Annotated in this window: 20 protein-coding genes, 1 tRNA gene, 1 pseudogene and 2 riboswitches; of the genes and pseudogenes, 13 read left to right on the top strand and 9 right to left on the bottom strand. The window is 63.1% G+C overall.

Features of this window, described 5'->3' with window-relative positions:
- Both PVA39_RS06795 and PVA39_RS06790 read left to right on the top strand, forming a co-directional pair.
- On the top strand, window positions 1–3,733 hold a 3,733-nt coding region (locus PVA39_RS06795), incomplete at its 5' end, for a beta strand repeat-containing protein (RefSeq protein WP_274123381.1).
- A 124-nt stretch (window positions 3,734–3,857) separates the two neighbouring features.
- Entirely contained in the window at window positions 3,858–4,196 is a 339-nt protein-coding gene (locus tag PVA39_RS06790; protein ID WP_013792353.1) for a hypothetical protein, read from the top strand.
- On the opposite strand, the gene lapD is transcribed toward PVA39_RS06790, so the two are convergent.
- The 3 genes and pseudogenes from lapD to PVA39_RS06775 form a co-directional block, all read right to left on the bottom strand.
- On the bottom strand, window positions 4,197–6,128 hold the full coding sequence (gene lapD / locus PVA39_RS06785; RefSeq protein WP_147175024.1) for a cyclic di-GMP receptor LapD: 1,932 nt from the start codon (window positions 6,126–6,128) through the stop codon (window positions 4,197–4,199).
- Window positions 6,129–6,148: 20 nt separating this feature from the next.
- A pseudogene (gene lapG, locus PVA39_RS06780) lies at window positions 6,149–6,844 on the bottom strand (cysteine protease LapG).
- Between the two features lie 117 nt (window positions 6,845–6,961).
- Window positions 6,962–7,411: a hypothetical protein gene (locus tag PVA39_RS06775; RefSeq protein WP_274123380.1), complete on the bottom strand. Its 450-nt coding sequence runs from the start codon at window positions 7,409–7,411 to the stop codon at window positions 6,962–6,964.
- Window positions 7,412–7,735: 324 nt separating this feature from the next.
- Window positions 7,736–7,840: riboswitch (guanidine-I (ykkC/yxkD leader) on the top strand.
- A 207-nt stretch (window positions 7,841–8,047) separates the two neighbouring features.
- Here PVA39_RS06775 and PVA39_RS06770 point away from each other — a divergent pair.
- Together PVA39_RS06770 and PVA39_RS06765 are read left to right on the top strand one after the other, a co-directional pair.
- A complete protein-coding gene (locus tag PVA39_RS06770; RefSeq protein WP_274123379.1) occupies window positions 8,048–8,863 on the top strand; it encodes an ABC transporter permease in 816 nt (271 codons plus the stop codon).
- Window positions 8,860–9,663: an ABC transporter ATP-binding protein gene (locus tag PVA39_RS06765; protein ID WP_274123378.1), complete on the top strand. Its 804-nt coding sequence runs from the start codon at window positions 8,860–8,862 to the stop codon at window positions 9,661–9,663. The genes PVA39_RS06770 and PVA39_RS06765 overlap by 4 nt, the downstream gene beginning before the upstream one ends.
- Before the next feature lie 109 nt (window positions 9,664–9,772).
- Here PVA39_RS06765 and PVA39_RS06760 read toward each other — a convergent pair whose 3' ends face one another.
- Window positions 9,773–10,705, bottom strand: a complete 933-nt coding sequence (locus tag PVA39_RS06760; RefSeq protein ID WP_274123377.1) for a hypothetical protein — start codon at window positions 10,703–10,705, stop codon at window positions 9,773–9,775.
- The gene (locus PVA39_RS06755; protein ID WP_274123376.1) at window positions 10,702–11,727 is read right to left on the bottom strand and encodes an isopenicillin N synthase family dioxygenase; all 1,026 of its coding nucleotides are present in this window, start codon (window positions 11,725–11,727) and stop codon (window positions 10,702–10,704) included. The genes PVA39_RS06760 and PVA39_RS06755 overlap by 4 nt, the downstream gene beginning before the upstream one ends.
- Before the next feature lie 331 nt (window positions 11,728–12,058).
- Window positions 12,059–12,158: riboswitch (guanidine-I (ykkC/yxkD leader) on the top strand.
- A 69-nt stretch (window positions 12,159–12,227) separates the two neighbouring features.
- On the opposite strand from PVA39_RS06755, the gene PVA39_RS06750 reads away from it, so the two are divergent.
- The 9 genes from PVA39_RS06750 (at window position 12,228) to PVA39_RS06710 (ending at window position 22,514) form a co-directional block, all read left to right on the top strand.
- The gene (locus tag PVA39_RS06750; RefSeq protein ID WP_274123375.1) at window positions 12,228–13,295 is read left to right on the top strand and encodes a putative urea ABC transporter substrate-binding protein; all 1,068 of its coding nucleotides are present in this window, start codon (window positions 12,228–12,230) and stop codon (window positions 13,293–13,295) included.
- Window positions 13,296–13,361: 66 nt separating this feature from the next.
- Window positions 13,362–14,090, top strand: coding sequence for an urea amidolyase associated protein UAAP1 (locus PVA39_RS06745; RefSeq protein WP_274123374.1), 729 nt, complete (start codon window positions 13,362–13,364; stop codon window positions 14,088–14,090).
- A gap of 10 nt (window positions 14,091–14,100) precedes the next feature.
- Window positions 14,101–14,736, top strand: a complete 636-nt coding sequence (locus tag PVA39_RS06740) for an urea amidolyase associated protein UAAP2 (RefSeq protein ID WP_274123373.1) — start codon at window positions 14,101–14,103, stop codon at window positions 14,734–14,736.
- 253 nt (window positions 14,737–14,989) lie between these two features.
- On the top strand, window positions 14,990–18,625 hold the full coding sequence (gene uca, locus PVA39_RS06735) for an urea carboxylase (RefSeq protein ID WP_274123372.1): 3,636 nt from the start codon (window positions 14,990–14,992) through the stop codon (window positions 18,623–18,625).
- Between the two features lie 110 nt (window positions 18,626–18,735).
- A complete protein-coding gene (locus PVA39_RS06730; protein WP_274123371.1) occupies window positions 18,736–20,211 on the top strand; it encodes a sensor domain-containing diguanylate cyclase in 1,476 nt (491 codons plus the stop codon).
- A complete protein-coding gene (locus tag PVA39_RS06725) occupies window positions 20,208–20,429 on the top strand; it encodes a cysteine-rich CWC family protein (protein WP_274123370.1) in 222 nt (73 codons plus the stop codon). Before PVA39_RS06730 ends, PVA39_RS06725 begins: the two co-directional genes overlap by 4 nt.
- A gap of 3 nt (window positions 20,430–20,432) precedes the next feature.
- Entirely contained in the window at window positions 20,433–21,125 is a 693-nt protein-coding gene (locus PVA39_RS06720) for a pseudouridine synthase (RefSeq protein WP_274123369.1), read from the top strand.
- Between the two features lie 343 nt (window positions 21,126–21,468).
- Window positions 21,469–22,347 (top strand): alpha/beta fold hydrolase, encoded by an 879-nt coding sequence (locus PVA39_RS06715; RefSeq protein ID WP_274123367.1) that lies wholly within the window; start codon window positions 21,469–21,471, stop codon window positions 22,345–22,347.
- 93 nt (window positions 22,348–22,440) lie between these two features.
- Window positions 22,441–22,514 (top strand) — tRNA-Gly (locus PVA39_RS06710).
- Window positions 22,515–22,592: 78 nt separating this feature from the next.
- On the opposite strand, the gene nadS is transcribed toward PVA39_RS06710, so the two are convergent.
- Genes nadS through PVA39_RS06690 form a run of 4 tightly spaced genes read right to left on the bottom strand, consistent with a single transcriptional unit; the run spans window position 22,593 to window position 25,515 of the window.
- Window positions 22,593–22,880 (bottom strand): NadS family protein, encoded by a 288-nt coding sequence (nadS, locus tag PVA39_RS06705; RefSeq protein WP_274123366.1) that lies wholly within the window; start codon window positions 22,878–22,880, stop codon window positions 22,593–22,595.
- Between the two features lie 5 nt (window positions 22,881–22,885).
- Window positions 22,886–23,200 (bottom strand): type II toxin-antitoxin system RelE/ParE family toxin, encoded by a 315-nt coding sequence (locus PVA39_RS06700; protein ID WP_274123365.1) that lies wholly within the window; start codon window positions 23,198–23,200, stop codon window positions 22,886–22,888.
- Window positions 23,201–23,242: 42 nt separating this feature from the next.
- Window positions 23,243–24,235, bottom strand: a complete 993-nt coding sequence (locus PVA39_RS06695) for a phage integrase (protein ID WP_274123364.1) — start codon at window positions 24,233–24,235, stop codon at window positions 23,243–23,245.
- Window positions 24,235–25,515 carry a hypothetical protein gene (locus PVA39_RS06690; protein WP_274123363.1) on the bottom strand — a complete coding sequence of 427 codons (1,281 nt, stop codon included), beginning with the start codon at window positions 25,513–25,515 and terminating at the stop codon, window positions 24,235–24,237. The genes PVA39_RS06695 and PVA39_RS06690 overlap by 1 nt, the downstream gene beginning before the upstream one ends.
- Between the last annotated feature and the right edge of the window lie 5 nt (window positions 25,516–25,520).

Below are 25,520 nucleotides of genomic sequence, written 5' to 3'. Positions count from 1 at the left end.
CGGCACGCTGACCAGCCAAAGCTTCAGCAATGGTGTGACTTATAACGCCGCGAACGGCACCGTCACTGTTCCGGCTGGCGTCACCAGCTTCACCGTCACCGTGCCGACCGTTGACGACACTGTCTTCGAACAGACCGAAACCTTCACACTGACGGTCGGCGGGAAAACCGGTACCGCGACCATCATCGATAACGATGCGGCGCCGACTGTAGGCTCTGTGAGCTCGGCAGTTGATAACGCCGGCGGCCAGGTGGACGAAGGCGACAACGCCGTCTTCACCGTCAATCTCACCAACGCCAGCAGTACAGCTACTACTTTCAGCCTCGCGCTGAATGCGGGCACTGCGACTGCCGGTAGCGATTACAACGGCACCCTGACCAACCAAAGCTTCAGCAACGGCGTGACCTATAACGCCGCAAACGGCACCGTCACCGTGCCGGCCGGCGTCACCAGCTTCACCGTCACCGTACCAACCATCAACGATACCGTTTACGAGCCAACCGAAACCTTCACGCTTAATGTGGGCGGCAAGGTCGGTACTGCGACCATCATCGACAACGACCCGGTTCCGACGGTGAAAACCATCGAAGTCGGTCAGCCTGGCACGGCCGATGACAATGTGGTCGAAGGCAACAACCTGGTGTTCAACGTCACCCTGAGCAACGCCAGTTCGACGCCGACCCTGCTGTCCTTCAACGCCACCGGCACGGCAACCGCCAACGTCGATTACAAGCTGAACGCTCAGAGCTTCAGCAACGGTGTGACCTACGATGCCAACACGGGCAAGATCACCGTGCCAGCAGGTGTCACCAGCTTCTCGGTTACCGTGCAGACCCTTGCCGACAACGTAGTAGGCGAGCCGTTGGAGACGGTGAAGCTGGACATCGGCGGCCAGAGCGCCACTGGCGGCATCATCGATGGCACGCCGGATGCGAAGGACGACAGCTACACCAAGGTCACCGGTCTGAAAGCCGAGTACTTCGGCTATAACGACACCGGCACCGGTGCCGGCAACGACGGCGCCAACCTGACGAACCTGAGCCAGGTTCGCCAGTTCATCGACACCCACAAAGCCGCGGCGACCTTCAATGCCACGACGCTGGATTACGGCAACCTGAGCAACGCCACGGGCCTGGGCAACGGCACCAACCTGCAGGCGTTCCTGGGCGTCAACACCACAACGGGTAATGGCGCCAAGGCCAACGCCCTGTCCACGGATCCCGGTGATACTTCCGACGCCATCATCAAGATGAGCGGCTACATCAACCTGGCCGCAGGTACTTACCAGTTCCGGGTGACCGCGGACGACGGCTACAGTATCCGTATCAATGGCCAGGTGGTCGCCGAATTCAACAACATCCAGTCGAGTGCGACCGCCACGGGCAAATCCTTCACCATCGGCGCTGCCAATGCCGGGCCGCAGCAGATCGAGATCATCTATTGGGATCAGGGCGGCGATGCACGCCTGAAGGTCGAGGTAGGCCAGGGAGGCAACTTCAAGGTCGTCGACTCGGACATGCTCTACCACGTGCCGACCACCTCCAGCCTGACGATGGACGCCGGCGACAGCCTGACCATCGCCAGCAGCACCCTGCTCGGCAATGACACCGACCCGAACAACGATAGCCTCTCCATCACCAGCGTTCAGAACGCCACCAACGGCACGGTCACGCTCAACAACGGCAATGTCGTGTTCACGCCCAAGTCGGGCTTCTACGGCGACGCCACCTTCCAGTACACCATCAGCGATGGCAAAGGCGGCAGCGATACGGCGACCGTTACCCTAAAGGTCAACCAGGCCGCCAATGTTATCCACGTGGCTGGCGACGGCGCCAACGACAACGGCGACAACACCATCCGTGGAGGCGCCGGCAACGATGTGCTACTGGGTGATGCCGGCGGTACGCTGACCACCCTTCAGCCGGCGACCAACTACAACATCGCCCTGCTCGTCGACACCTCAGGCAGCATGCAGGGTGACCGCATGAGCCTGACCAAGACTGCGCTGTCGAACTTCGTGAAAACCTTGGCGGGCCACGATGGTGTGGTCAACGTCACGCTGGTGGGCTTCGCTGAAAAGGTAACCCTCAGTGCCAAGGTCGAAGACCTGCAAAGTGGCACAAGCCTCGACGCCTTGCTGGCAAATATCCAGAAGCTCACCGCCAGTGGCGGCACCAACTACGAGGCCGCCTTCAAGGAAGCGAGCGCCTGGTTCGACGCACAGAGCACTGCCGGCCATACCAAAGCAGCCGGTTACGAGAACCTGACGTTCTTCCTGTCCGACGGCGACCCAACCTACTACTACAACGGCAATACCACTGCGCTCAGTGGCAACGGCTCGGCGACTACCGATCAGGTACTGCTGGGCTCGCTCGATACCTTCAACGTACTCGCCGGCAAGAGCTCGGTGCAGGCCATCGGCATCGGTTCGGGGGTCAGTGAGAAGAACCTGAGCCTGTACGACAACACCACGGATACACCGGCCTCCACCTACCTGACCAATGGCACGCAAGCCGTGCTGGCCAACTTCAACAACAACACCAGCGGCTGGAACAACCTGGGCAGTTGGGACACGTCCGGAACAGGTGGCGGTAGCTCCGTAAGCCGCAGCGCCGACACGCTGGTAATCCGGGATACCTGGGGCGGCACGCCTGTCACCGCGGCAACCCCGACATTGACGATTGCGGACGGCTCCTTCAGCAGCTTGAAGTTTGCCTACGGCACAACGGATACCGGCAGCGGCGACTCGCTCACTTGGAAGCTGCAGCAATTGGTAAATGGCGCCTGGACCGATGTACAAACGGGCGGCGGAACCACTGGCGGCAACTGGACGAACGTCGAAACCTCGGTGGTCGGTGCAGGTACCTATCGCCTGGAGTTCAGTGTTGACGACAAGTCGTTCAACCTCAACAGCGCCTCCATGTCGATCGACAATATCACCCGCGTGGACTACACCAAGGTGCCGGTCGGCAAGGTCGAGATCGTCAATTCGGCCGATGAGCTATCGGTGGCCCTGCACGGTGGCTCCAACGCCAATGTGCCGGTGAGCGTGGGCAACGACACCATCTTCGGCGGCGATGGCAACGACATCATCTTCGGCGACGTGATCAACACCGACGCGCTGCCCTGGGGTCTCAATGGGAACCCGGCCAAACCCGCCGACATGTACAACGGCTCGGGTGTGAAAGCCCTGGAAACCTTCCTGGAGCTGAAGAACGGCGTCGCACCGACCAACGCAGACCTGTACGACTATATCCGCGCCAACCACGACACCTTCAACGTGGCCGGCGATACCCGCGGCGGCGCGGACAAGCTGTACGGCGGCAACGGCAACGACATCCTCTACGGTCAGGGCGGCAACGACCTGCTGGTCGGTGGTGCAGGCGACGACATTCTGTTCGGTGGTGCCGGTGCCGATACCTTCGCCTGGCAGAAAGGCGACTTCGGCAAAGACGTGATCAAGGACTTCAACGTGGCCGAGGGCGACACCATCGACCTCAGCTCGCTGCTGCAGGATCACAGCAACAACCTGGACAGCTACCTGAAGCTGGTGACGGACAACGGCAGCTCTACCCTGCTGATCAGCACCAAGGGTGAGTTCAACAACGCCGACACCACCACCCAGCAAGTCGCGGCCAAGGCCGACGTGCAGATCGATCTCGGTCAGGCCAGCCTACCGAGCTACGACATCAACACGCTGATCGCCAACCACACGATCAAGGTCGACCCCTGATAGGCCAATGCCCCGCCACACTTTCGTGGCGGGGTGTTAGGGTCTGTTGATGTTTCAGCGCGAGCCGTGCGCGAAACGTCAACAGCCCCTAAGCTATAGCAGACAGGTTTTAGCGGAGAAGGCCGTGTTCTACATAAAACGTAATGCCGAAGGCGAACTGCTGCGCGTGCAGCCCGAGCCTTTCGAGGGAATGAACGGCGAGCTGACGGCCGATAGCGAAGAGGCGCGAGCCTGGTTTTCCAATCAGAACGTGGAAAGCAGCCTGCTGCAACTCAAGCAGAGCGACCTGGACATGATCCGCGTGCTCGAGGATTTGATCGACGTGCTGATAAAGAAAGGCGTGGTGCGCATCACCGACCTGCCGGAGGCGGCCCAGAGCAAGTTGATGGGCCGCAGCCGAGCGCGTGACGCTCTCGGCGGCATGAACCGTTTGATCAACGACGAAGAGCGCGGCCTGATCTGATCAGGCCCATGCCGCCGGCTCGCTGAACAGGCGCCCCTGCACCCCGCTGACGCCCATTTCCTGCAGTACTTGCCACTCCCCACGGGTTTCCACCCGCTCGGCGATCAACGGCAGATCGATGCTGTTGGCCGCCCGCTGCATGGCCTCGATAAACAGGCGCTTGTCGCCTTCCTGATCGATGCCGCGAATAAAGCTGCCATCGACCTTCAGGTAAGCCAGGCCGAGTTTGGCCAGGTTACCGATCATGCTGAAGCGCCCACCGAAATGCTGCAGACCCAGCTCGACACCCAGGCTGCGCAGCTTGCGGGTGATCGTCTCAAGCTCGGCAGGTCCGGGCAGTTGGCCTTCGTCCAGTTCCAGAATCAGACGGCCAGCGACTGCCGGATGCAGGCGTAGCCGTTCGTAGATCTGCTCCAGCACCCGTGCGTCACGCACGCTGCTGCCGGACAGGCTCAGCGCCAGCTTGCCGTCGTGACTGGCGAGCTGCGCCAGCAAGGCGTCAAGCATCACCAGATCCAGACGTGCGGTCCAACCAAAGCGCTCCAGCCACGGCAGAAACTGGCCGGCGGGAATGGTTTCGCCGCGCTCATCGAGCAAACGCGCCAGTACCTTGTTGTGTAACACCTGAGTCGGCTCGGCAGCATTGACCACCGGCTGCGCGTACTGCAGGAAACGCCCCTCCAGTAGTGCGCTGTCCAACAGGCGGTGCCAGTCGTTGCGCTCGCCGGGGGCAGCGGCTTGCGGGCGATGCTCGACGAACGCCCATTGGCTGTGGCTATTGCTGACGGCTTCAGCCAGTGCGGCATCAAGTGCGCTATAGAGCTCGCTGCTGCTCGCCCCTGGTGCGAAACTGGTGATACCGATATGCGCCACGGGTGAGCAGTCGCTGGCTCCGGTCTGCTGCAGCGACAGCAAGGCGTTGCTCAGTTGCTCGGCCAGTTGCTCGGCTTCCTGCCGGTCGACACCGGCAGCCAGCAAGGCGAATTCACCACCGCGGTTACGCGCCAGCAGGAAACGCCCCTGGCTGACCTGCTGTAGTTGTTCGGCCACAGCTTTGAGCAGTTGGTCGGTGCGCTGTCCGCCAATACGCTGGTTCAGCCCGGCCAGGTCATTAACCCGCAGCAGCATCAGCACACCGCTGCTGGCCCGCTCTTCACCTGTCAGGCGGGCCTCCAGGTCGAGGTCGAAATAGCGACGGTTGGCCAGCCCGGTAAGGCTGTCCTGGTAGGCTTCGGCGTGCAGTTTCTCGCTGCGCGAGGCTTCCTCGTCGAACAGTGTTTTGAGCTTTTCCACCATCTGGTTCATGGCGGCCACCACCCGGCGAAACTCCGGCGTGCGTGGCAGCTTGGAGGCACTGAGAAACTCGCGGCGGGCGATGGCGTTGGACTGCTCGACCATATACTCCAGCGGGCGTAGCTGCCGCTTGAGCAGCAGCACCCCCAGGCCAATGCACAGCAGGCTGATCAGCGCGAGCCACAGGAAGGTGGCGTAGGCGGTCTGCCACAGCTTGGCGATGGCGAAATACGGATGGCTGACCACTTCGACATGGGCTGCCTGGCTCCAGCCGTCACTGACGATGGCGTCGCCCTGGGCCGGCGCCAGGTCTACCAGATCGGCGAACCACTGCGGCGCGCCGCGCCCCAGGCTCGGGCCGGAACGCTCGACCAGCACCTTGTCGTCGGGGCTGATCACGCGGATGCTCTCGAAATAGCCGCTGTCGAAGATCGAGCTGACCATCAGTTCCAGCATCGCCGGGTCGTCCAGGTGCGAGCCAAGCGACAAGCCCAGCGCCGTGGCGGCGTCCTGCGCGTGGGAGCGCAACTGGTTGACCTGCTGCTCGCGCGAGCTCTCCACGTTGACCACGACGCTGCCGGCGAAACTCACCAGCATCAGCACGCAGATGGCGACACACAACTGCTTGAACAGTGACATGCACAACTCCTCGCTACGCCTTAAGGAAACCCTTCAGCGCGCATTTTCTTCAACAAATCCTGCCAGCGCGAAAGGCGCTTGCTGTCTCCCACCTGCTTGCCGCCTGCCGGCCCGGGCACCCACAGCCCTTCGGCGTTGAAGGCATACACGGGCACCAGATCCCGGCGTTCGGTCGCCGGTTCGATGGCATCGATCAGGTTATCCAGTACCAGCGGTACCGAGGTGGGGGTCGGGTAATAGGTCAACACCATGTGCGCCTGGTTAAGGCGCACGGCTTTTACGTAGGTGATGCGCAGCTTTTCAGGCGGCACGCCCAGCTCGCGCAGGCTGAAATACTTGGCGATGGCGTAGTCTTCACAATCGGCCGCGCCGCGCATCAGCGCCTCGACAGGCGTCGCCCAGTAGTCGGCAACACCCCAGATTTCCTAGTCATCACGAAAACGCAGTTGCAGATTGAAGAAGCGGTTCACAGCCTTGAGCTGGTCGGCCTCGGGAGCATTGCGCTGCTCGTCGAGCAGGCGCTGCCAGGCATCGATACGCGGTTTACCGGCGCCCAGCGGGCCGTAGAGTTTTTCGGCGCGGGCGGCAATACGCTGGAAGTCCCACTGCGCCTGCAGCCCGCCCGCCACCAGCGACAGGGCGAGCAGCCACGCCACCAGCACAGGCCAGCGAGAACGAAGTGAGAGAACGCCAGAACCGCCGATGGGCACGACCATGCTTCCAGACAGGCAACGCCATCATGGTGCGGTGCATAAGGCTAAAAAACAATTGCTAGATGCCACTACAGGCGACGAACGTGCCGATGCGCACCGGGGTGCGCATCGGTGGGGCTGTCAGCGCTCGCGCATGGGCATGCCCTGGATACGCTGAGGCGCCTCGCGCGGCTGCCATTGCGGGGGGGACGGGCGCGGCCGCTGCTGTTGCTGGTAGTGATAACGCTGCCCCTCCCAACCCGGCGGCGGTGCCGGACGGTAGTCAGGACGATTGCGGTCGTGACGGCCGTAATAACGCGGGTCGTAGGCCGGTGTGCTGTAGTACCGAGGCGGTGGTGGGGGCGGCGCGTAGTGCCTGGGGGGCGCCGGTACGTAGTAAACCGGCGGTGGGTAGCGGCGGTCCTCGTAGACGTAAACCCTGGGTGCGCCATAGACCTCGGTGCGTTCCACATAGGCGCCCGGGTAATACTGACGTTCGTAATAGCGGTTGCCATAACGGCTATCGCCATACACAGCGCAGCCAGCCAGCGAAAAACCCAACAACGCGATGAGCATGGATTTGCGAATCATAGGCGGCCTCCTTCGACCGCGAATAGCGCATCGGCGGCTGCCGATGCCGGGGATATCCCCAGCCCATCAGACAACCTCGACATTGCCGAATCCGTTCCACTCGTCGCTCAGTCGCTACAAATCATTTCAGCGGCGCCATGAGTATTCGACGCGCTGAAAGTGCGCACACGTCAATATTCACGCACCAGCACGGCGCACCTATTTTCCATACGACGCCAGCCAGTGCGCTGCCGCGGTGCTTTTCAGCGTCTGGCATGATCCTCGCTTTGTAACAGATGTGCAGGAATGTCCTCGGCCTTGGCCAGGACTGCGGCATCACAATTTGCAATAGCCGACTAGGGTTCCGGTTCGCCAGAGATAGGCGAACGACTGGTCCGAGAGTTGGCGACCTCCGAGGAGGTTACACGGCGGGACAAAAGCCCGGGAGAACGCGCCCCAGCCATGGGACATGCCGCGCCCTCCTGCCCGCACTTTCTCGAACTGGAGGTCCTATGCCCACGCCCCATCGCTTCTCCGTTCTCGCCGCGGATCTCGTGGCAGCCTCCATCTTCAGCAGACGACCAGCATCCACCTGCCCAGGTTGTAGGCTGGACCGGACCGCCGCCTTGCACTTCCAACTCCTGTAACGAGATCGCCATGCGCCTGATCAACCGACATCCCGACCGGGCTGGCCGCCTGCTGCTGGTGTTACTGCCCTTCGCCCTGCTGCTGTTCGCCTATTTCACTGGCTCGGCGCAGCGCCTGGCCGAAAACCCCAATGACAAGCTGCTGCCCAGCGCCAGCCAGATGGTCGCCGCCGTTGACCGCCTGGCCTTTACCGAAGACAAGCGCACCGGCGAATACGCTTTCTGGCAGGACACCACCTCCAGCCTCACGCGCCTGGCTACCGGCATCGGCATCGCCGCCGTGGTCGGCCTGTGCCTGGGCATCGCCGCCGGCATCCTACCGCTGCTCGGCGCGCCGCTGTCGCCGCTACTCACCGTGCTGTCGATGGTGCCGCCGCTGGCCATCCTGCCGATCCTGTTCATCGTTTTCGGCCTGGGAGAGCTGTCCAAGGTAATGCTGATCGTCATCGGCATCACGCCGATCCTCGCCCGTGATCTGGAGCAGCGCGCCCGGGAAATCCCCCAGGAGCTGCTGATCAAGGCCCAGACCCTTGGCGCCAGCACCTGGACATTGATCCTGCGGGTGGTGCTGCCGCAGTTGCTACCGCGCCTGCTGATCGCCCTGCGCCTGGTGCTGGGCTCGGCCTGGCTATTCCTGATTGCCGCCGAAGCCATCGCCAGCACCGACGGCCTGGGCTACCGCATCTTTCTGGTTCGTCGCTACATGGCCATGGACGTGATCCTGCCCTACGTGGTGTGGATCACCCTGCTCGCCTGGTCGATGGACCTGGGCCTACGCCAGCTCACCCGGCTGTGCTTTCCCTGGTACGAGGGGGCCAAGGCATGAGCAATAACAAAACCGGCGCAGCAGGCGCTTTCATCGAGGTCAGGAACGTTTGGCAGCAGTATGGCGACCAGACCGTCCTGGAACGCCTCAACCTGTCCATCACCGAAGGCGAGTTCTGCACCCTGGTCGGCGCTTCCGGCTGTGGCAAGTCGACCTTTCTGCGCCTGCTGCTGGGCCAGGAACGCCCCAGCAAGGGCGAGATCCTGCTGGACGGCAAACCGTTGGCTGGAGAGCCGGACGCCAGCCGCGGCGTGGTGTTCCAACGCTACTCGGTATTCCCGCACCTGAGCGTGCTGGATAACGTCGCCATCGGCCTGGAGCTGCCGCGCTCCGCCCTGCTCGGCCGGCTGTTCGGCAGTGCCAAGCGCGCCGCCCGCGAGCAAGCTGCCGAGCTGTTGAAAAAAGTCGGTCTCGGCCATGCCCTGGACAAATACCCCAGCCAGCTCTCCGGCGGCATGCAGCAGCGCCTGGCGATTGCCCAGGCACTGATCATGAAGCCGCGCGTGCTGTTGCTCGACGAGCCCTTCGGCGCGCTGGACCCCGGCATCCGCAAGGACATGCATGCCCTACTGCTCGAACTGTGGCGCGAGACCGGCCTGACCGTGTTCATGGTCACCCATGACCTGTCCGAAGGCTTCAGCCTCGGCACCCGTCTGATGGTGTTCGACAAGACCCGCGTCGACCCGCACGCGCCGAATGCCTTTGGGGCCCGCATCACCTACGACATTCCGCTCAACGAGGCCCGCAAGGCAGAGTCACCGCGACCCGGCGAGCTGACCGCGCGCATCGCCGCAGGCTGACCACAAGGTCAAAGCATCGAGGCTAAAGCCCCTCCCACGCATCGCGTAGGGCCACACGACTGTGGGAGGCGCTTCAGCGGCGAGCCTTTAAGCGGACGCGGCTAGCGGCCTAACTCAGCACCTGCAGATACCGCGACAGGGTTTCGCGCTCGGCGGCGAACCACCGCTGCGCATCCACGGTGGATGGTGTGGTGAGGTCAGCGCGCCAATCCGGCTCCAGGGTATCGATGACGAAGGTGCGCACCACCGCGCGGCCGTCCGCCCGCAGCAGATGCTGGCAGACACGCCCCGCCACCGGAATATCAAAGCCGTCCAGCGCAACGCTCTGCCCCACCCGCGCCGGCTGGGTGGACAGCGCCACCTTATAACGCCCCTGTTCGTCGGCATACGCTAGCGAGGTTTCGCAGCCCAATAGCAGCGCCAACGCCTCCCCATCACCTTGCGCTTGCTCAACCCGTTCGCGCAGTTGCAGCCCCGGTTCTAACGGCTCTACCGCCCGCCCCTGCACCCAGCCAAGCTGCTCGCCGCAGAGAATCAAGCCGCCACCGTGCTGCAGCACTTCGCCGGTTTCGGCGTCGCACTCCTCCAGCAAACGCAGGCCGATGAGTGGCCCGCTGCTGGCTTGCAGGCGCCAGTCCTCGACATAGGCGCCGCTGATACCGAACTCGATCATGCAGTTGCCGATGCGTTGCAACTGCGCCGGCTCCGGCCAGCGGTTGTGCAGTTGCAGGCTCACGCCGCCGTGCCAGCTCAGGTAGCCGTTCTCCCAGAGACTGTCGGCCACCCAGCCCTCGTGGTTGGCAAGTTGGCGCAGCTCGGCGACGGTGTAGTCCTGCCAGGCACGCATGGGCAGCGCGGGCGCGTCCGGCAGGCGCAGATCGATGGTGAAGGTGCGGCTTTGCAGCCAATGCACCTGGGTACGCTCATCGCTGCGGCCGTCGGCGAAACTGATGGTACGCCGGCGAAAGTGCCCGAGCATCCAGTCTGGCACGCCGCCCTCGGCACGCTGCGGGTAACGTGCAGTCAGTTCCAGCAGGTTCATGCCGTCACTTCCTGGCGGCCTTGGCCGAAGCTGGACAACCCCGCCGCACCATCCGGCAGTTGCAACGAACCGTCCTCCAGACGCTCACGCAGATAGCGGAAGGTCTGCGCCGTCTGCGCGAACAGGTGATCACCACAGCTCACAGGCGTGTACACACGCTCGCCGCGCGGCGGCAGGCCGGCAATCGGCGCGATGCGGGTCGGATAGTCGCAGGCACAGAACAACGGGAAGGCGAAGCGCTCCTCGCTGACCTTGCGCACGCGGTGCGAGGTGGCGACGAAATGGCCGTTGCTGAGTACCTCGAGCATGTCGCCGATGTTGATCACGAAGGCGTCCTCCACCAGTGGCACGTCGATCCACTGGCCGTCGCCATTGAGTACCTGCAGGCCCTCGGCGGTGGGCAGCAGAATGGTGAAACACTCGTAGTCGGTGTGCGCACCGATACCGGGGCGGTCGGCCACCGGATCCGGGTCGAGCGGGTAATGAATCATCCGTAACTGGCTGGTGGGCTGCCGGGTGATGCCGGCGAAGGTGTCTTCGGCAAGCCCCAACGCCAGGGCGAAGCCGCGAAACAGCGTGTCACCCAGGGCCAGCGCCGCCCGATAGTAGGCGCCGACCTCGCGTTTGAAGTCCGCCGAGTCCGGCCACTGCGTTGGTCCCAGCAGCGGATAGACCTGAGGCGCCTCGGTGTAATCGTAATTGACGTCGTAGGCTTCCTTGAGATCCTTGCTGCCGCCGGCGAACTGCTCCTCGCCCTCCGGCACGTAGCCGCTGTGGTTGCTCGACTGGCCGATATAAAAACGCATCTTCTGGTTCAGCGGGCGGGCGAAGAAGCGGCGGGCCTGGCGGATCAGCCCGTCGCGCAGCTCAGCGGAAATACCGTGCCCGGTGATCTGCAAAAAACCGACGTCACGCGCCGCTCGCCCCAGCTCGTCAGCGACACGCTGGCGTTCGGCCAGATCCTCGGCGTAAAGCCTGGAAACGTCGATCACCGGAATGGAGGTGAAATGGGTATGCGCCATGGCAAGCTCCCTTGAACAAGTGAGTTACCTGGTCGTCCAGACGAGCAGCGGGTCGGGTCGTCCCGAGGGCAGCCGCAAGGCCACCCCTGCAAGCGGATCGGTAGCGATTTCCATGCCAGCGCCACGCCGCCAATCATCCAGCCGCGCCCCGTGATTCGCCCTCTTACGGTGCGACACCCACCCACCAAGCCCCATGAAGCAGCACAGCAACGGACAAAAACGGCGCCAATACCCGAGCACTGGGGCGCCAGCGGGCTGGCACGCAATTCGCTTTGCTACGGGTGTGCAGGTTCCAAGCGGGATGTCCCGCCGTTGCGGCACCACAATTTGCGAAATGGATGACTAGGGTTCCGATCCGCGTAAGCGGATGACTGGTCCGAGAGTTATCGACCTCCAGCGAGGTTACACGGCGGGATAAAAGCCCGGGAGAACGCGCCTTTCGAAGTGATTCGGAATGTGCTGCGACTCCTGCCCGCACCCAACCACGACTGGAGGTTCCAATGCGCAAGAACCGTCTGCTGATTCTCGCGACCGCAGGTCTCGCCGCCCTACTGAGCTTCTCCGCACACGCCGAGAAAAAAGACAGCTTCAGCGTCTGCTGGACGCTTTATGCCGGCTGGATGCCCTGGGGCTATGCCAGCACCTCCGGCATCATCGACAAGTGGGCCAAGAAGTACGGCATCAATATCGATGTGGTGCAGCTCAACGACTACGTCGAGTCGATCAACCAGTACAGCGCCGGCCAGTTCGACGGCTGCACCATGACCAACATGGACGCCCTGACCATTCCTGCCGCTGGCGGCGTGGATTCCACCGCGCTGATCGTCGGCGACTACTCCAACGGCAACGACGGCCTGCTGATCAAGGGCGAAGGCAAGACCCTGGCGGACATCAAAGGCATGCCAGTCAACCTGGTCGAGCTGTCGGTCTCCCACTACTTCCTCGCCCGCGCCCTGGAAACCGCCGGCATGAGCGAGCGCGACGTGACGGTGGTGAACACCTCCGACGCCGACATCATCAGCGCCTACGCCACGCCCAGTGTAGAAGCCGCGGCCACCTGGAACCCGATGCTCGCCGAGATCAAGGCCCAGCCGGGCAGCACCGAAGTATTCGACTCCTCGAAGATCCCCGGTGAGATCCTCGACATGATGGTCGTCAACACCCAGACCCTCAAAGACAACCCAGCCCTTGGCAAGGCCCTGGTCGGCGCCTGGTTCGAAATTCTCGAGCTGATGCAATCCGGCACGCCGGCAGCCACTGATGCCCTGACCGAGATGGCCAAGGCTTCCGGCACCAATCTGGCCGGCTACAAGTCGCAACTGGCGACCACCAAGCTGTTCTACACGCCGAAAGAGACCCTGGACTTCGTGACCAGCCCGGCCCTCCCGGAAACCATGGGCAAGGTCGCCAGCTTCAGCTTCGAGCACGGCATTCTCGGTGAAGGCGCCAGCAGCCCCGATGCCATCGGCATGACCTTCGCCCATGACGTGACCACCGGCGACAAGGCCAACATCAAGCTGCGCTTCGACCCCACCTACGTGCAGATGGCCGTCGACGGCAAGCTCTGAGCCCACGAGAAATCTCCATCGGGCTCCACGCAGAGCCCGACGCACACCTGTTTATCCGAGGTACCCATGACAACTGCCCTCACCCTGCGCCCCACCCTCTATGAGGAAACCGTCCCCGGCGGTGGCCACACCTCCTTCGTGCTCAAGCGCGGCCAGCTGCTGCGCCTCACCGATATCGAGGGCGGCGGCAACGTCAGCCTGCTGCTGTTCAACGCGGCCGAGAAAAGCGAGCGCCTGAACCTGCCCGATACTCTCAAGGGCCAGCACACCGCCAAGCTCACCGCCGGCCACTGCCTGTATTCGGACATGGGCAAGGTGCTGGCGGCGATCACTAGCGACACCTGCGGCTGGCACGACAGTTTCGGCGGCGTGCTGAACGCCGAGGAAGTCGCTGAGAAGTACGGCCAGGGCCGCTACCAGGAACTGCGCAACGGCTTCTTCCGCAACGGCACCGACAACCTGCTGGTGGAAATGGGCAAGTGGAATCTCAACCTGCAAGACCTGTTGATGAACCTCAATCTATTCAGCCGCGTGGACGTCGATGCCAATGGTGCCTTCCAGTTCCAGCTCGGCAACAGCCAGGCCGGTGACTACGTCGAGCTGTACGCACCGATGGACATCCTAGTGGTGCTCACCGCCCTGCAGCACCCGATGGACCCCAACCCGCAGTACGCGCCCAAGCCGGTGCAGCTCGCCTGGAGCAAGGTTGAGAGCGACGGCATCAGTGTGCTGTGCCGCACCTCGCGCCCGGAAAACGGCCGCGCCTTTCACAACACCGAACGCCAGTACATCTGAGGGTGCCGACATGAGCCTGACCGCAAGCAACCTGCATCCCGAAACCGCTGCCTTGCGCCACACCATCCCGGCGGGCGAGCCTTACCTGTTCGAGGTCAAGGCCGGACAAACCCTGCGCCTGCACGACCTGGAAGGCAACCAAGCCATCGACACGCTGTTCTTCGCCGCCAGAAACCCGCGCGAGCGCTTCGACCCGCAGCGCACCCTGCGCAAGCAGAACAACGTCTACCTGACCACCGGCACGGTGCTCTACTCCAACCTCGGCAAACCCCTGCTGACCATCGTCGCCGACACCTGCGGCCGCCACGACACCTTGGGCGGCGCCTGCGCCCAGGAAAGCAACACCGTCAGATATGCACTCGATAAGCGCTATATGCACAGCTGCCGCGACAACTTCCTGCGCGCCAGCCTGCACGACGGCCGCCTGGAAAAACGCGACATCGGCGCCAACATCAACTTCTTCATGAACGTGCCGGTCACACCGGAAGGCGGCCTGACCTTCGAGGACGGCATCTCCGCGCCAGGCAAGTACGTCGAACTGCGCGCCGAAACCGATGTGATCGTGCTGATCTCCAACTGCCCGCAACTCAACAACCCCTGCAACGGCTGGAACCCGACCCCTGCCGAGGTACTGGTATGGAACTGAGCCAGCGCCTGCGCCGCTTCCTGCTGCTGATCTGCCAGAGCCGCTCGGGGCAATGCCTGAGCACCGATCCCCGGCAAAACCGCGACACGTAGGGTGGGTCGGGCCGCGTAGGTGAAACCCATCAATGCACTCGCGGATTTCACCTACGCAACCCAACGAAAGACACCTCGTTACTCGAACAAAGCAACCACGGACGGCCGTGGTGCAGACCGAATACCGGCGGGACGGCCCGCCTCCTTCGAGGGTTCCTCGAATGTTTGAAAAACTGCTGATCGCCAACCGTGGCGCTATCGCCTGTCGCATCTTGCGTACCCTACGTGAGCTCGACGTCATGGGGGTTGCCGTTTACTCCGAAGCCGACGTGGCCAGCCTGCACATCCAACAGGCCGACGAGGCCTTCTCCCTCGGCGAAGGCCCGGCCGCGCAGACCTATCTGGTGGTCGACAAGATTCTCGCTGTCGCCCGGCAGACTGGCGCCAAAGCCATTCACCCCGGCTACGGCTTTCTTTCCGAAAACGCCGCCTTCGCCGAAGCCTGCGAAGCCGCTGGTATCGCCTTCGTCGGCCCGACACCCGAGCAACTGCGCGTGTTCGGCCTCAAGCACACCGCCCGCGCCCTGGCCAAACAGTACGGCGTGCCGATGCTCGAAGGCACCGAGTTGCTGGAAAACCTCGACGCCGCCCTGGTCGCCGGTGAGCAGGTCGGCTATCCGGTGATGCTCAAGAGCACCGCCGGCGGCGGCGGAATCGGCATGCGCGTCTGCCGTTCGGCGGCCGAGCTCTGCGACGCCTTCGAGGCGGTCAAGCGCCTGGGCCAGAACAACTTCAGCGACAGCGGCGTGTTCATCGAAAAGTACATCCAGCGCGCCCGCCACCTGGAAGTGCAGGTGTTCGGTGATGGCCAGGGCGAGGTGATCGCCCTCGGCGTGCGCGACTGCTCGGTGCAGCGCCGCAACCAGAAGGTGCTGGAAGAAACCCCGGCCCCCAACCTGCCCGTGGGCATGGCCAATGAGCTGTGCGCCGCGGCGATCAAGCTGGCCAAGGCGGTCAGCTACCGCAGTGCCGGCACCGTCGAATTCGTTTACGACAGCGAGGCGGAGCGCTTCTACTTCCTGGAAGTTAACACCCGCCTACAGGTCGAGCACGGTGTCACCGAACAGGTATGGGGCGTCGACCTGGTGCGCTGGATGATCGAGCTGGCGGCCGGCGATCTACCGCCGCTCGGCGAACTGGCCAAAGCACTCAAGCCATCCGGCCATGCCATCCAGGCACGCCTGTACGCTGAAGACCCGGGCCGCGATTTCCAGCCCAGCCCCGGCCTGCTCACCGCCGTGCAGTTTCCCGAAGCCGACGGCAAAGCCCTGCGCATCGATACCTGGGTCGAAGCCGGCTGCGAGATTCCACCCTACTTCGACCCGATGATCGCCAAGCTGATCACCTGGCAGCCAAGCCGTGAGCAGGCCAGCGCTGCCCTCGATAAAGCCCTGGCCGACTCGGTGCTCTATGGCGTGGAATGCAACCGCGACTACCTGCGCCAGATCCTCAGTGACGAGCCCTTCGCCAGCGGCTCGCCCTGGACACGCAGCCTGGAAAACCTGGTCTACCAGGCCACCACATTCGAGGTACTCAGCTCCGGCACCCAGACCACCGTGCAGGACTTCCCCGGCCGCATTGGCTACTGGGCCGTGGGCGTGCCACCGTCCGGGCCGATGGACAGCCGCGCACTGCGCCTGGGCAATCGTGTGCTCGGCAACGAAGAAGGCGCCGCCGCGCTGGAAATCACCATGAGCGGCCCACTACTGCGCTTCAACACCGACGCGGTGATCGCCGTGACCGGTGCCGAGATTCCCCTGAGCATCGATGGCATCGCCCAGCCGATGAACACCGCGCTGCTGATCGCAGCGGGCAGCACCCTCTCCCTCGGCACCATCGCCGGTAGCGGCGCGCGCAGCTATCTGAGCATTCGCGGCGGCATCCAGGTACCGGATTATCTGGGCAGCAAGAGCACCTTCACCCTCGGCCAGTTCGGTGGCCACGGCGGCCGCGCCCTGCGTGCCGGCGACGTGCTGCACATCCCGGCCTTGGTGGATCGTCAGGCAGGCACGCAACTGCCGGCCGAGCTGTGCCCCGCGCTGCCCGCCGTGCGCGAGATCCGCGTGATCTACGGGCCCCATGGCGCGCCGGAGTACTTCACGCCCGCCTATATCGACACCTTCTTCGCCACCGCCTGGGAGGTGCACTTCAACTCCAGCCGCACCGGCGTGCGCCTGATCGGGCCGAAACCCGAGTGGGTGCGCGAGAGCGGCGGCGAGGCCGGCCTGCATCCGTCCAATATTCACGACAACCCTTATGCCATCGGCGCGGTGGATTTCACCGGCGACATGCCGGTGATCCTCGGCCCGGACGGCCCGAGCCTGGGCGGCTTCGTGTGCCCGGTGACCATCATCGAGGCCGACCTGTGGCAGCTCGGCCAGCTCAAGGCTGGCGACAAGGTACGCTTCGTGGCGGTGGATATCGCCACGGCGCGGGAGTTGGCACAAGATAATGGTGGGAGCGGCCGGGCGGCGCTCCGCTTTAGCCGCGATGCAGGCGACACCCATATCGCGGATAAATCCGCTCCCACAAAGGCATCCGAACTACAAAGCCCCATCGTGCTGGATATCGGCCAGGACGACACCCGCCTGGTCGCGCGTCTCTCTGGCGACACCCACCTGCTGCTGGAAATCGGCCAGCCAGAGCTCGACCTGGTGCTGCGTTTCCGCGGCCATGCACTGATGCAGGCACTCGAAGCCAAGCGACTCGACGGCGTGATCGACCTGACGCCCGGCATCCGCTCGCTGCAAGTGCATTACCAACCGGAGACCCTGGCACTGGAAACGCTGCTGGCTATCGTCGCCGGCGAATGGGACGCGGTGTGCGCCGCACGCGACTTGAAAGTGCCGTCACGCATCGTCCACCTGCCGCTGTCCTGGGATGACCCGGCCTGCCAATTGGCGATCGACAAGTACATGACCACCGTGCGCAAGGACGCACCCTGGTGCCCGAGCAACCTGGAGTTCATCCGCCGCATCAACGATCTGGAAAACCTCGACGAGGTCTACCGCACCGTGTTTGACGCCAGCTACCTGGTGATGGGCCTGGGCGACGTCTACCTCGGCGCACCGGTGGCCACCCCGCTGGACCCGCGCCACCGCCTGGTCACCACCAAATACAACCCGGCGCGCACTTGGACCGCTGAAAACTCGGTGGGCATCGGGGGCGCCTACATGTGCGTGTACGGCATGGAAGGCCCCGGCGGTTACCAGTTCGTCGGCCGCACCCTGCAGATGTGGAACCGCTATCGCGCGGTCGAGGCTTTCGGCGGCAAGCCCTGGCTGCTGCGCTTCTTCGACCAGATTCGTTTCTACCCGGTCAGTGCCGACGAGCTGCTGCGCATCCGCCGCGACTTCCCCCTGGGCCGCTTCGAGCTGCGCATCGAGGAGAGCGAGCTGGCCCTGGCCGACTACCAGCAGTTCCTCGCCGACGAAGCCGACGGCATCGCCGCCTTCCGCGATCAGCAGCGCACCGCCTTCGCCGCCGAACGCCAACGCTGGATCGACTCCGGCCAGGCGCATTTCGAGAGCGACGAAGGCGTGGTCGAAGTCACCGAGGATGCACCGCTCGAAGCCGGTCAGTGCAGCGTCGACAGCCACATCGCCGGCAACCTCTGGCAGGTGCAGGTCGAGGCAGGCGCAGCGGTGGAAGCCGGCGACGTGCTGGTGATTCTGGAATCCATGAAGATGGAAATCCCGATCACCGCCCCGGTAGCCGGTATCGTGCGCGAGGTGCGCGTGCAACCAGGCGCCGCGGTGCGTGCCGGCCAACGCGTGGCGGTTATTGAACAGGCGTAAGCCCCTCGGCCACCGGCCGGGCCGTGTGAAGCAAGTGCTTCACACGGCCCGGCTTGCACACTGCCTTTTGCCCACCTAGCATTGCGGCCATCTATACAGAAGCCAGCACGATGCCATCACAATCCGCCAAAGCTGCCAGCCCTCGCTCGCTGGTGTTCATTCTGCTGGTCCTGCTCGCCTGCGGTTTTGTCGCCACCTCGCTGGCCAGCTATTACGCAGCGCTGGACTCCATCCGCGACAGCATCGTCAACACCGAACTACCGCTGACCTCGGACAACGTCTACTCGGAAATCCAGAAGGACCTGGTGCGCCCCATCCTCATCTCCTCGATGATGTCCCGCGACACCTTTCTGCGTGACTGGGTGATCGGCGGCGAGCAGAACACCGAACCCATGATCCGCTATCTGCAGGAAGTGCAGAGCCACTACGGTGCAGTCACCAGCTTCTTCGTCTCCGAGCAGAGCAAGACCTACTACCAGGCCAAAGGCGTGCTGAAAAAAATCGACCAGCAGGCCGAGCGCGACGTCTGGTACTACCGTCTGCGCGATCAGGAGGAGCCCTACGAGATCAATGTCGATATCGACATGGCCAACGGCGACCGGATGACAGTGTTCATCAACTACAAGGTGTTCGACTACGAGCACCGCTTCATCGGTGCCGCCGGCGTTGGCCTGACGGTGGACGCCGTGGTGCAGTTGATCGACCAATATCAGCGCCGCTACGACCGCAGCGTGTACTTCGTCGACACCACCGGACGCATCGTGCTCACCGGTGCCGGCGGCGGCCCCATGGGCGCACGCATTGGCGACCAGCTGAGCGACGTCGAGGGCCTCGAGGAGCTACACAGCAAACTGCCCCATCCCAAGAGCGGCAACTTCTTCTATCAAGAGCATGGCCGCGGCCACTTCCTCAACGTGCGCTTCATTCCCGAACTGGACTGGTACCTGTTAGTCGACAAGCACGAAACAGGCGCCGTGGCCGGCATCCGTCAGTCGCTGTACATCAATCTGTTGATCTGCGGCGTGGTCACCCTGCTCGTGCTGGTATTGGTCACCCTGGTATTGCGCCGCTATCAGGCGCGCATCACCGCACTGGCAACGACCGACTCGCTGACCGAGCTGCCCAACCGACGCGGCTTCGAGCTGCTGGCCAATCAAGCCATTCAGGAAGCGCGGCGCAGCCAGAGCACGCTGTGCGCTCTACTCTTCGACCTCGATGGTTTCAAGCTGCTCAATGACAGCCACGGCCACCTCGCCGGCGATGCGGTGCTGCGCGGCTTCGCCCGGCACCTTCAGCAGAACCTGCGCCAATCGGACATCATCTGCCGCTGGGGCGGCGAAGAGTTCATTCTGCTGCTCAAGGACACCCCGCTCGACGCCGCTCGCCAGCTCGGTGAGAAGATCCGCCAGCAGACCGCTACCAGCGCCTTCAACTTCGCCGATCAGACGCTGCACACTTCCACCAGCATCGGCCTGGCCACCCTGCAAGACGGCGACGACCTGCAGGCCTTGATCGCACGTGCCGACCGCGCCCTGTATCGCGCCAAGCAGGCCGGGCGCAACCGCCTGTGTGAAGAAAGCCAATGAACACCAACCTGTGCCCAGCCTGCGGCAAGCTCAACAACTGCGCCCAGGCCGCCAGCGGCAGCGAGGTGACGCACTGCTGGTGCTTCGAGGTCGAGGTCAAGCAGCAGGCGCTGCAGAATCTGCCGCCCGAAGCCTTGAACCGCGCCTGCCTCTGCCCCGCCTGCGCGGGCGCCGTGCGCGAAGCCGCCTCCAGCAAGCAAGACGGCGGGTCCGACTGAACCATGCGCCTGGATCGTTTCCTCAGCAATTTCCCCCGTTTCAGCCGCCAGGACAGCCGCCAGCTGATCAGCGCCGGTCGACTGCGTGTGGACGGCGAGGTCATCTCTGACCCGCGCTTCGACATCCGCGACTTCCAGCGTGTGGAGCTGGACGACGAACTGCTGCAGGCCGGGCGCAGCGCGCGCTACTGGATGCTGCACAAACCGGTCGGCGTGGTCAGCGCCACCGAACACGACGAACACCGCACCGTGATAGACCTGCTCGACGAGCCGGACAAGCACGAGCTGCACCTGGCCGGCCGCCTGGACCTCAATACCAGCGGCCTGCTGCTGATCACCAATGACGGGCGCTGGTCGCGGCGCATCACCCAGCCGCAAGAGCGCAAGCCCAAGGTCTATCACGTCACCACCGAACGTCCGATCACCGGCGAGTACGCCGAGGTCTTCGCCCGCGGCCTGTACTTCGCCTTCGAGAACCTCACCACCCTGCCCGCCGGGCTCGAGGTGCTGGATAGTCACCACGCCCGGCTGACCCTGTTCGAGGGGCGCTACCATCAGGTCAAGCGCATGTTCGGCCACTTTCGCAACCGCGTCGTCGCACTGCACCGCGAGAGCATGGGCGAGATAGTGCTCGACCCGCACCTGGCGCCCGGCCAGTACCGTGCCCTCACCGCCGCGGAAGTCGCCAGCGTCTGAGCCGACAGGCGGTCGTGCGCAATCCTTTCAGCTGCCTTGCCAGCCCTTTGAGCCACTGCTTAACTCGAGACAGGTAACGCCATGCCGCTCCATAGCAGCAGGCGCTACCGGGCCGCCACTGCGCGGCCGGGCAACACCCGCAAAAGGGGCTCCTGCCTGGTGAGAAGAACGTGCGCTCAAGCCGTTCCATTACAGCCCTGAAACCTGCGTTAACCCTCTAATCACAAGATCCTCCAGCCTGACATTGCTTTGTCATGTCCAGGCGTTTTCCTAGCTATCCGACTTGCCCGGTTTACGGTTCGCCGTCAGCCGCGTTCATCTTTTGCGCCAGGAGGAAATACATATGAAGCCAGCAATCGCTGTCATCGATGTGCACAGGACGTACAAGGTACACACGGAGTTTCACGCCAACCCCCAGGCCCAGAAGACCATCATCCTGGTCAACGGCTCGCTGGCGACCACCGCCTCGTTCGCGCAAACGGTCAAATACCTCGGCACCCGCTTCAACGTGGTGCTCTTCGACCAGCCCTATGCCGGCCAGTCGCGGGCGCACAATCGCAACGACCACTGCATCAGCAAGGAAGACGAAGCGGCGATCCTGCTCGACCTGATCGACCACTACCAGGCCCAGTACGTGATGTCGTTTTCCTGGGGCGGCGTGGCCACCATGCTCGCCCTCACCAAGCGCCCGCCTACCCTGGAAAAGGCCATCTTCGCCTCGTTCTCACCGATCCTCAACGAACCGATGCTCGACTACCTGGGCCGCGCCCTGGTGTGCCTCAATCAGGAGGACGGCGACAAGGTCGGCCACCTGGTCAACAACACCATCGGCAAGCACTTGCCGTCGCTGTTCAAACGCTACAACCACAAGCACATCAGCCGCCTGAGCAACCACGAATACCGGCAGATGAACGCTCACGTGCAGCAAGTGCTGCGTATGGAAGCTCACTGCCAACTCGATTGCCTGAGCGATATCGACATCCCATTGCTGTTCATCAATGGCGAGCATGACGAATACACCTCCGCCGCCGATGCCCGGCTGATGGCCCAGCACATCAACGACTGCCACTTCGCCACGGTCAGCAACGCCGGCCACTTCATCGACATGGAACACAAAGGCGCCTGGCTGCAGACCCAGAACGCCCTGCTGGGTTTTCTGCAACACAACACCACCAGCAAACGCTTCACCGTCCACCCCGGCCTGCACGCCATGGCCGTATGACGTGCAGAGAGCAGCCCACGTTGCCCAGCCGAACACCGGCAGGCAACGCGGACTTCATTTTGCGGAAGGATTCGGGTATAAAGGCGCCCTCAAGCGGGCTTCGTATAATGGCATTACCTGAGCTTCCCAAGCTCATGACGAGGGTTCGATTCCCTTAGCCCGCTCCAAATCAGAAACATTAAAGCCCTGTTTTTACAGGGCTTTTTTGTGGGCGGCGTTTTGGGGTGTCGATGAAGTGTCGAAACCTAGACGGACAGCGCCTGGATGACATGCTTGGGGTCGTTGTGGATAGCACGCAGCAACGCCTTGGCCGGGCCAGTCGGTTCGCGGCGGCCTTGTTCCCAATTACGCAGGGTGCCGAGCTGCACATCGATCATGGCCGCGAACTTGGCTTGCGTAAGGCCAGTGGCCTTGCGGATCTCTTTCACCTGCAGGGCGTCCACGGTGAACTCCCTGGATGGCTGGCGTTCGCCCCGGTGAATCTCGTCCATCTGCTGAACGCTTTCCAGCAGGTCGTCGAAGAACTTGCTCATGGTGATTACCTCCACCGCTCGATAATTTGCTTGAGCACTTTGCGCTCATCGGCTGACAGATCATCCTTCTCGTTCTTCGGGTAGATCAGCAACAGCGCAATCTGCGAAGCGGACGTGAAGTGATAGTAGATGACCCTGGAGCCGCCCCGTTTGCCATGGCCGCTTGAGGCCACCCGCACCTTGCGGATTCCGCCCGTGCCTTCGATCACATCGCCCATATCCGGCCGCTCTGCCAGGGCTCGTTGAAATGAGGCGTAGCTGTCGTCAGCCAGTAGCTCTTTCAAGCGTTTGGTGAAGACGGGAGTCTCGATAAAGATCATGCCGAAATAGTACGCCAGTGGCGCACCTCCATTCAATTGATTTCAGTGTGCGAAGTCAGCCATGGGGCCGAGCCTGATCGCGTCGTGCAGATGCTCAGGCGCCAAGTGCGAATAGCGCATGGTCATGGCCAACGAGGCATGACCCAGGATCTCTTTCAGCGTGACGATGTGTCCGCCGCCCATGATGAAGTGAGCTGCGAAGGTGTGGCGCAGTATGTGACTAGCCTGCCCTTTTGGTGGGTTGATGGTGGTCAGGTGCAGCACCTTGCGGAACACGCCCATGCAGTTGGTGAACGGCCCGTGCTGGGCCCAATGTTCCTGGATGGCTTGCACCAGGGACGGTGACACCGGTACGGCCCTTACCCGCTTCGACTTGGTATTGGCGAAGGTGATCACCCCAGCGCCGATCCTGTCAGGGGTCAACGCCTGAGCCTCACCCCATCGAGCGCCGGTAGACAGGCAGATCAGCGCCACCATGTAGGTATGCGGCCCGGTCGTGCGATCACGCAGAGCGTTGAGCAGCTCGGTTATCTGGGGCTTGGTCAGGTAGGCCAGCGGGCGTTCCTGCAGGCGGATCGGCTTGATACGGGTAAACGGGCACGGGTAGTCGATCACGTCGAGCTTGTGCAGCTCGTTGTAGACGGACTTGAGGTAGCCCAGGCGATTGTTCGCCGTCTTGCCGGTCACGCCCTTGGCGATCCAGCGGGCACGCGCAGAAGCGATCAACGCACCATCGACCTTATGGGCCACAGGGTCACCCATGAACGTGGCTGCAGCCTTGAGGATGGTGAAGCGGCGCAGGCCATCGGACAGGGCCACACCATGCAGGTCATACCAGAGCTGAACCAGCTCGGAGAGGCGGCGTTTGTCCTTGGGCCTGGGCGACCAGTCGCGGTTATCGACGACCTTGGTTCGGCAGGTGGCTTCAAACCGCTGTGCTTCGGTTTTGCTCTTGAAGGTCTTGCGGAAGCGCTTGCCCTTGATGGGTTCAACGTCGACCTTCCAACGGCCATCCGGCAATTGGAATATGGCCATCAGACGGCCCTGCCCCACCGCACATGCCGCTCTGTGAGCAGATCCCGGATGTGTTTGTAGAGATCGTCCTGGGTCATGTCCTTGGCGGCGTAGTGATCGCGGATGACCGGCCAGCAGTCCCATTGCTGAAGGGTCTTAAACGCCTTTTTTGCGCCCACCTGCTCCCTTGCCAGTAGGCTTACGAAGTTTCCCAGGAACAGCTCCACGTTCTTGCCGGAGAAGCCGCGCGAGGTCTTGTAGTAGCGCTTGTATTCGGTGTCATCGAGCAGCGAGTCCACCGGCAGATCCACGCGGATGTCGTCACGGATCAGCGTCCAGATGGGCTCAAAATACCCAGGGCGGGCCAGCAGCTTGAATTGCCTCAAGCCATAGCGCCACAGGCCGTCCAGATGCCCGGCGAAGGCAGCAAAGGAGCTGGTATCGATCACCTCATTGGTTTTCAGGTCGACCGAGCCGCTGGCGAACTGCTGGATGACCGAATGGTGATAGCGCAGCTCTACGCGCCATACGTCCGCGTCAGGGTCGTAGTTGTCCGGGTCCTGGGCGTCGAAGCTGTCGCGGCGCTTCCACACGCTTTCCCAGTAGTCGAGTTTGTCGGTGGCGCGGGCTTGTTCGGTCTTGTTGTAGATCGCCAGCTGTACGCCACTGGCAGAGCCGAACATGAAGGTTTCGCCGCGGCCGTAGGTGCTGGATTTGGTCGTCCAGTTGATCTCGTTGATACCGGAGATATCGCGCTGGTTGCGTGCCCGGCAATGCATACGGGCCACCAGATCCACAGGCGGTTTCCAGCCCTGCAGGTCTAGCGCGAGGTGGACGGCGCACTGGTTGATTTCCAAGTGGCTCAGCACTTCGGCGGCGTACAGATCCAGGCGCTGCTGCAGGCGTTCAGGCGACAGGGCGTCGATGGCATGGGGCGACACTTCGATTTTCAGGTGCGGGCCGATGCTGTCGATCTTGGCGTTGAAGTTCTTCACCAGCAGGATGATGCCCAGGTCGGCGTTCTGCAGCTTGTACTGGTAACCGGAGTCCTTGCTGACGCGCCCGGAGTGCCAGGTGCTGCCCGCGAACTGCACCATGGTGCCCGGCTTCTCGAACAGCGCCATGATTTCCGGGCGGATCATGCCCCGGTAGAGCTGGCGAACCGTGTCCACCCCGCAACGCAGTAAACGAACGCGGGACAGGTCGACCATGGCCGTGGTGCCCGGGTCGATGAACAGACGCCCACTGGCATCCTCGCGAGCGAGCATGTCCAGACGCATGAAGTCTTTTGCTTTGGCCATTTCTA

This window comes from Pseudomonas sp. CNPSo 3701, assembly GCF_028674975.1.
In the GTDB taxonomy this organism is placed as follows: Bacteria; Pseudomonadota; Gammaproteobacteria; order Pseudomonadales; family Pseudomonadaceae; genus Aquipseudomonas; species Aquipseudomonas straminea.
This window is presented reverse-complemented; position numbering and strand designations above follow the sequence as displayed.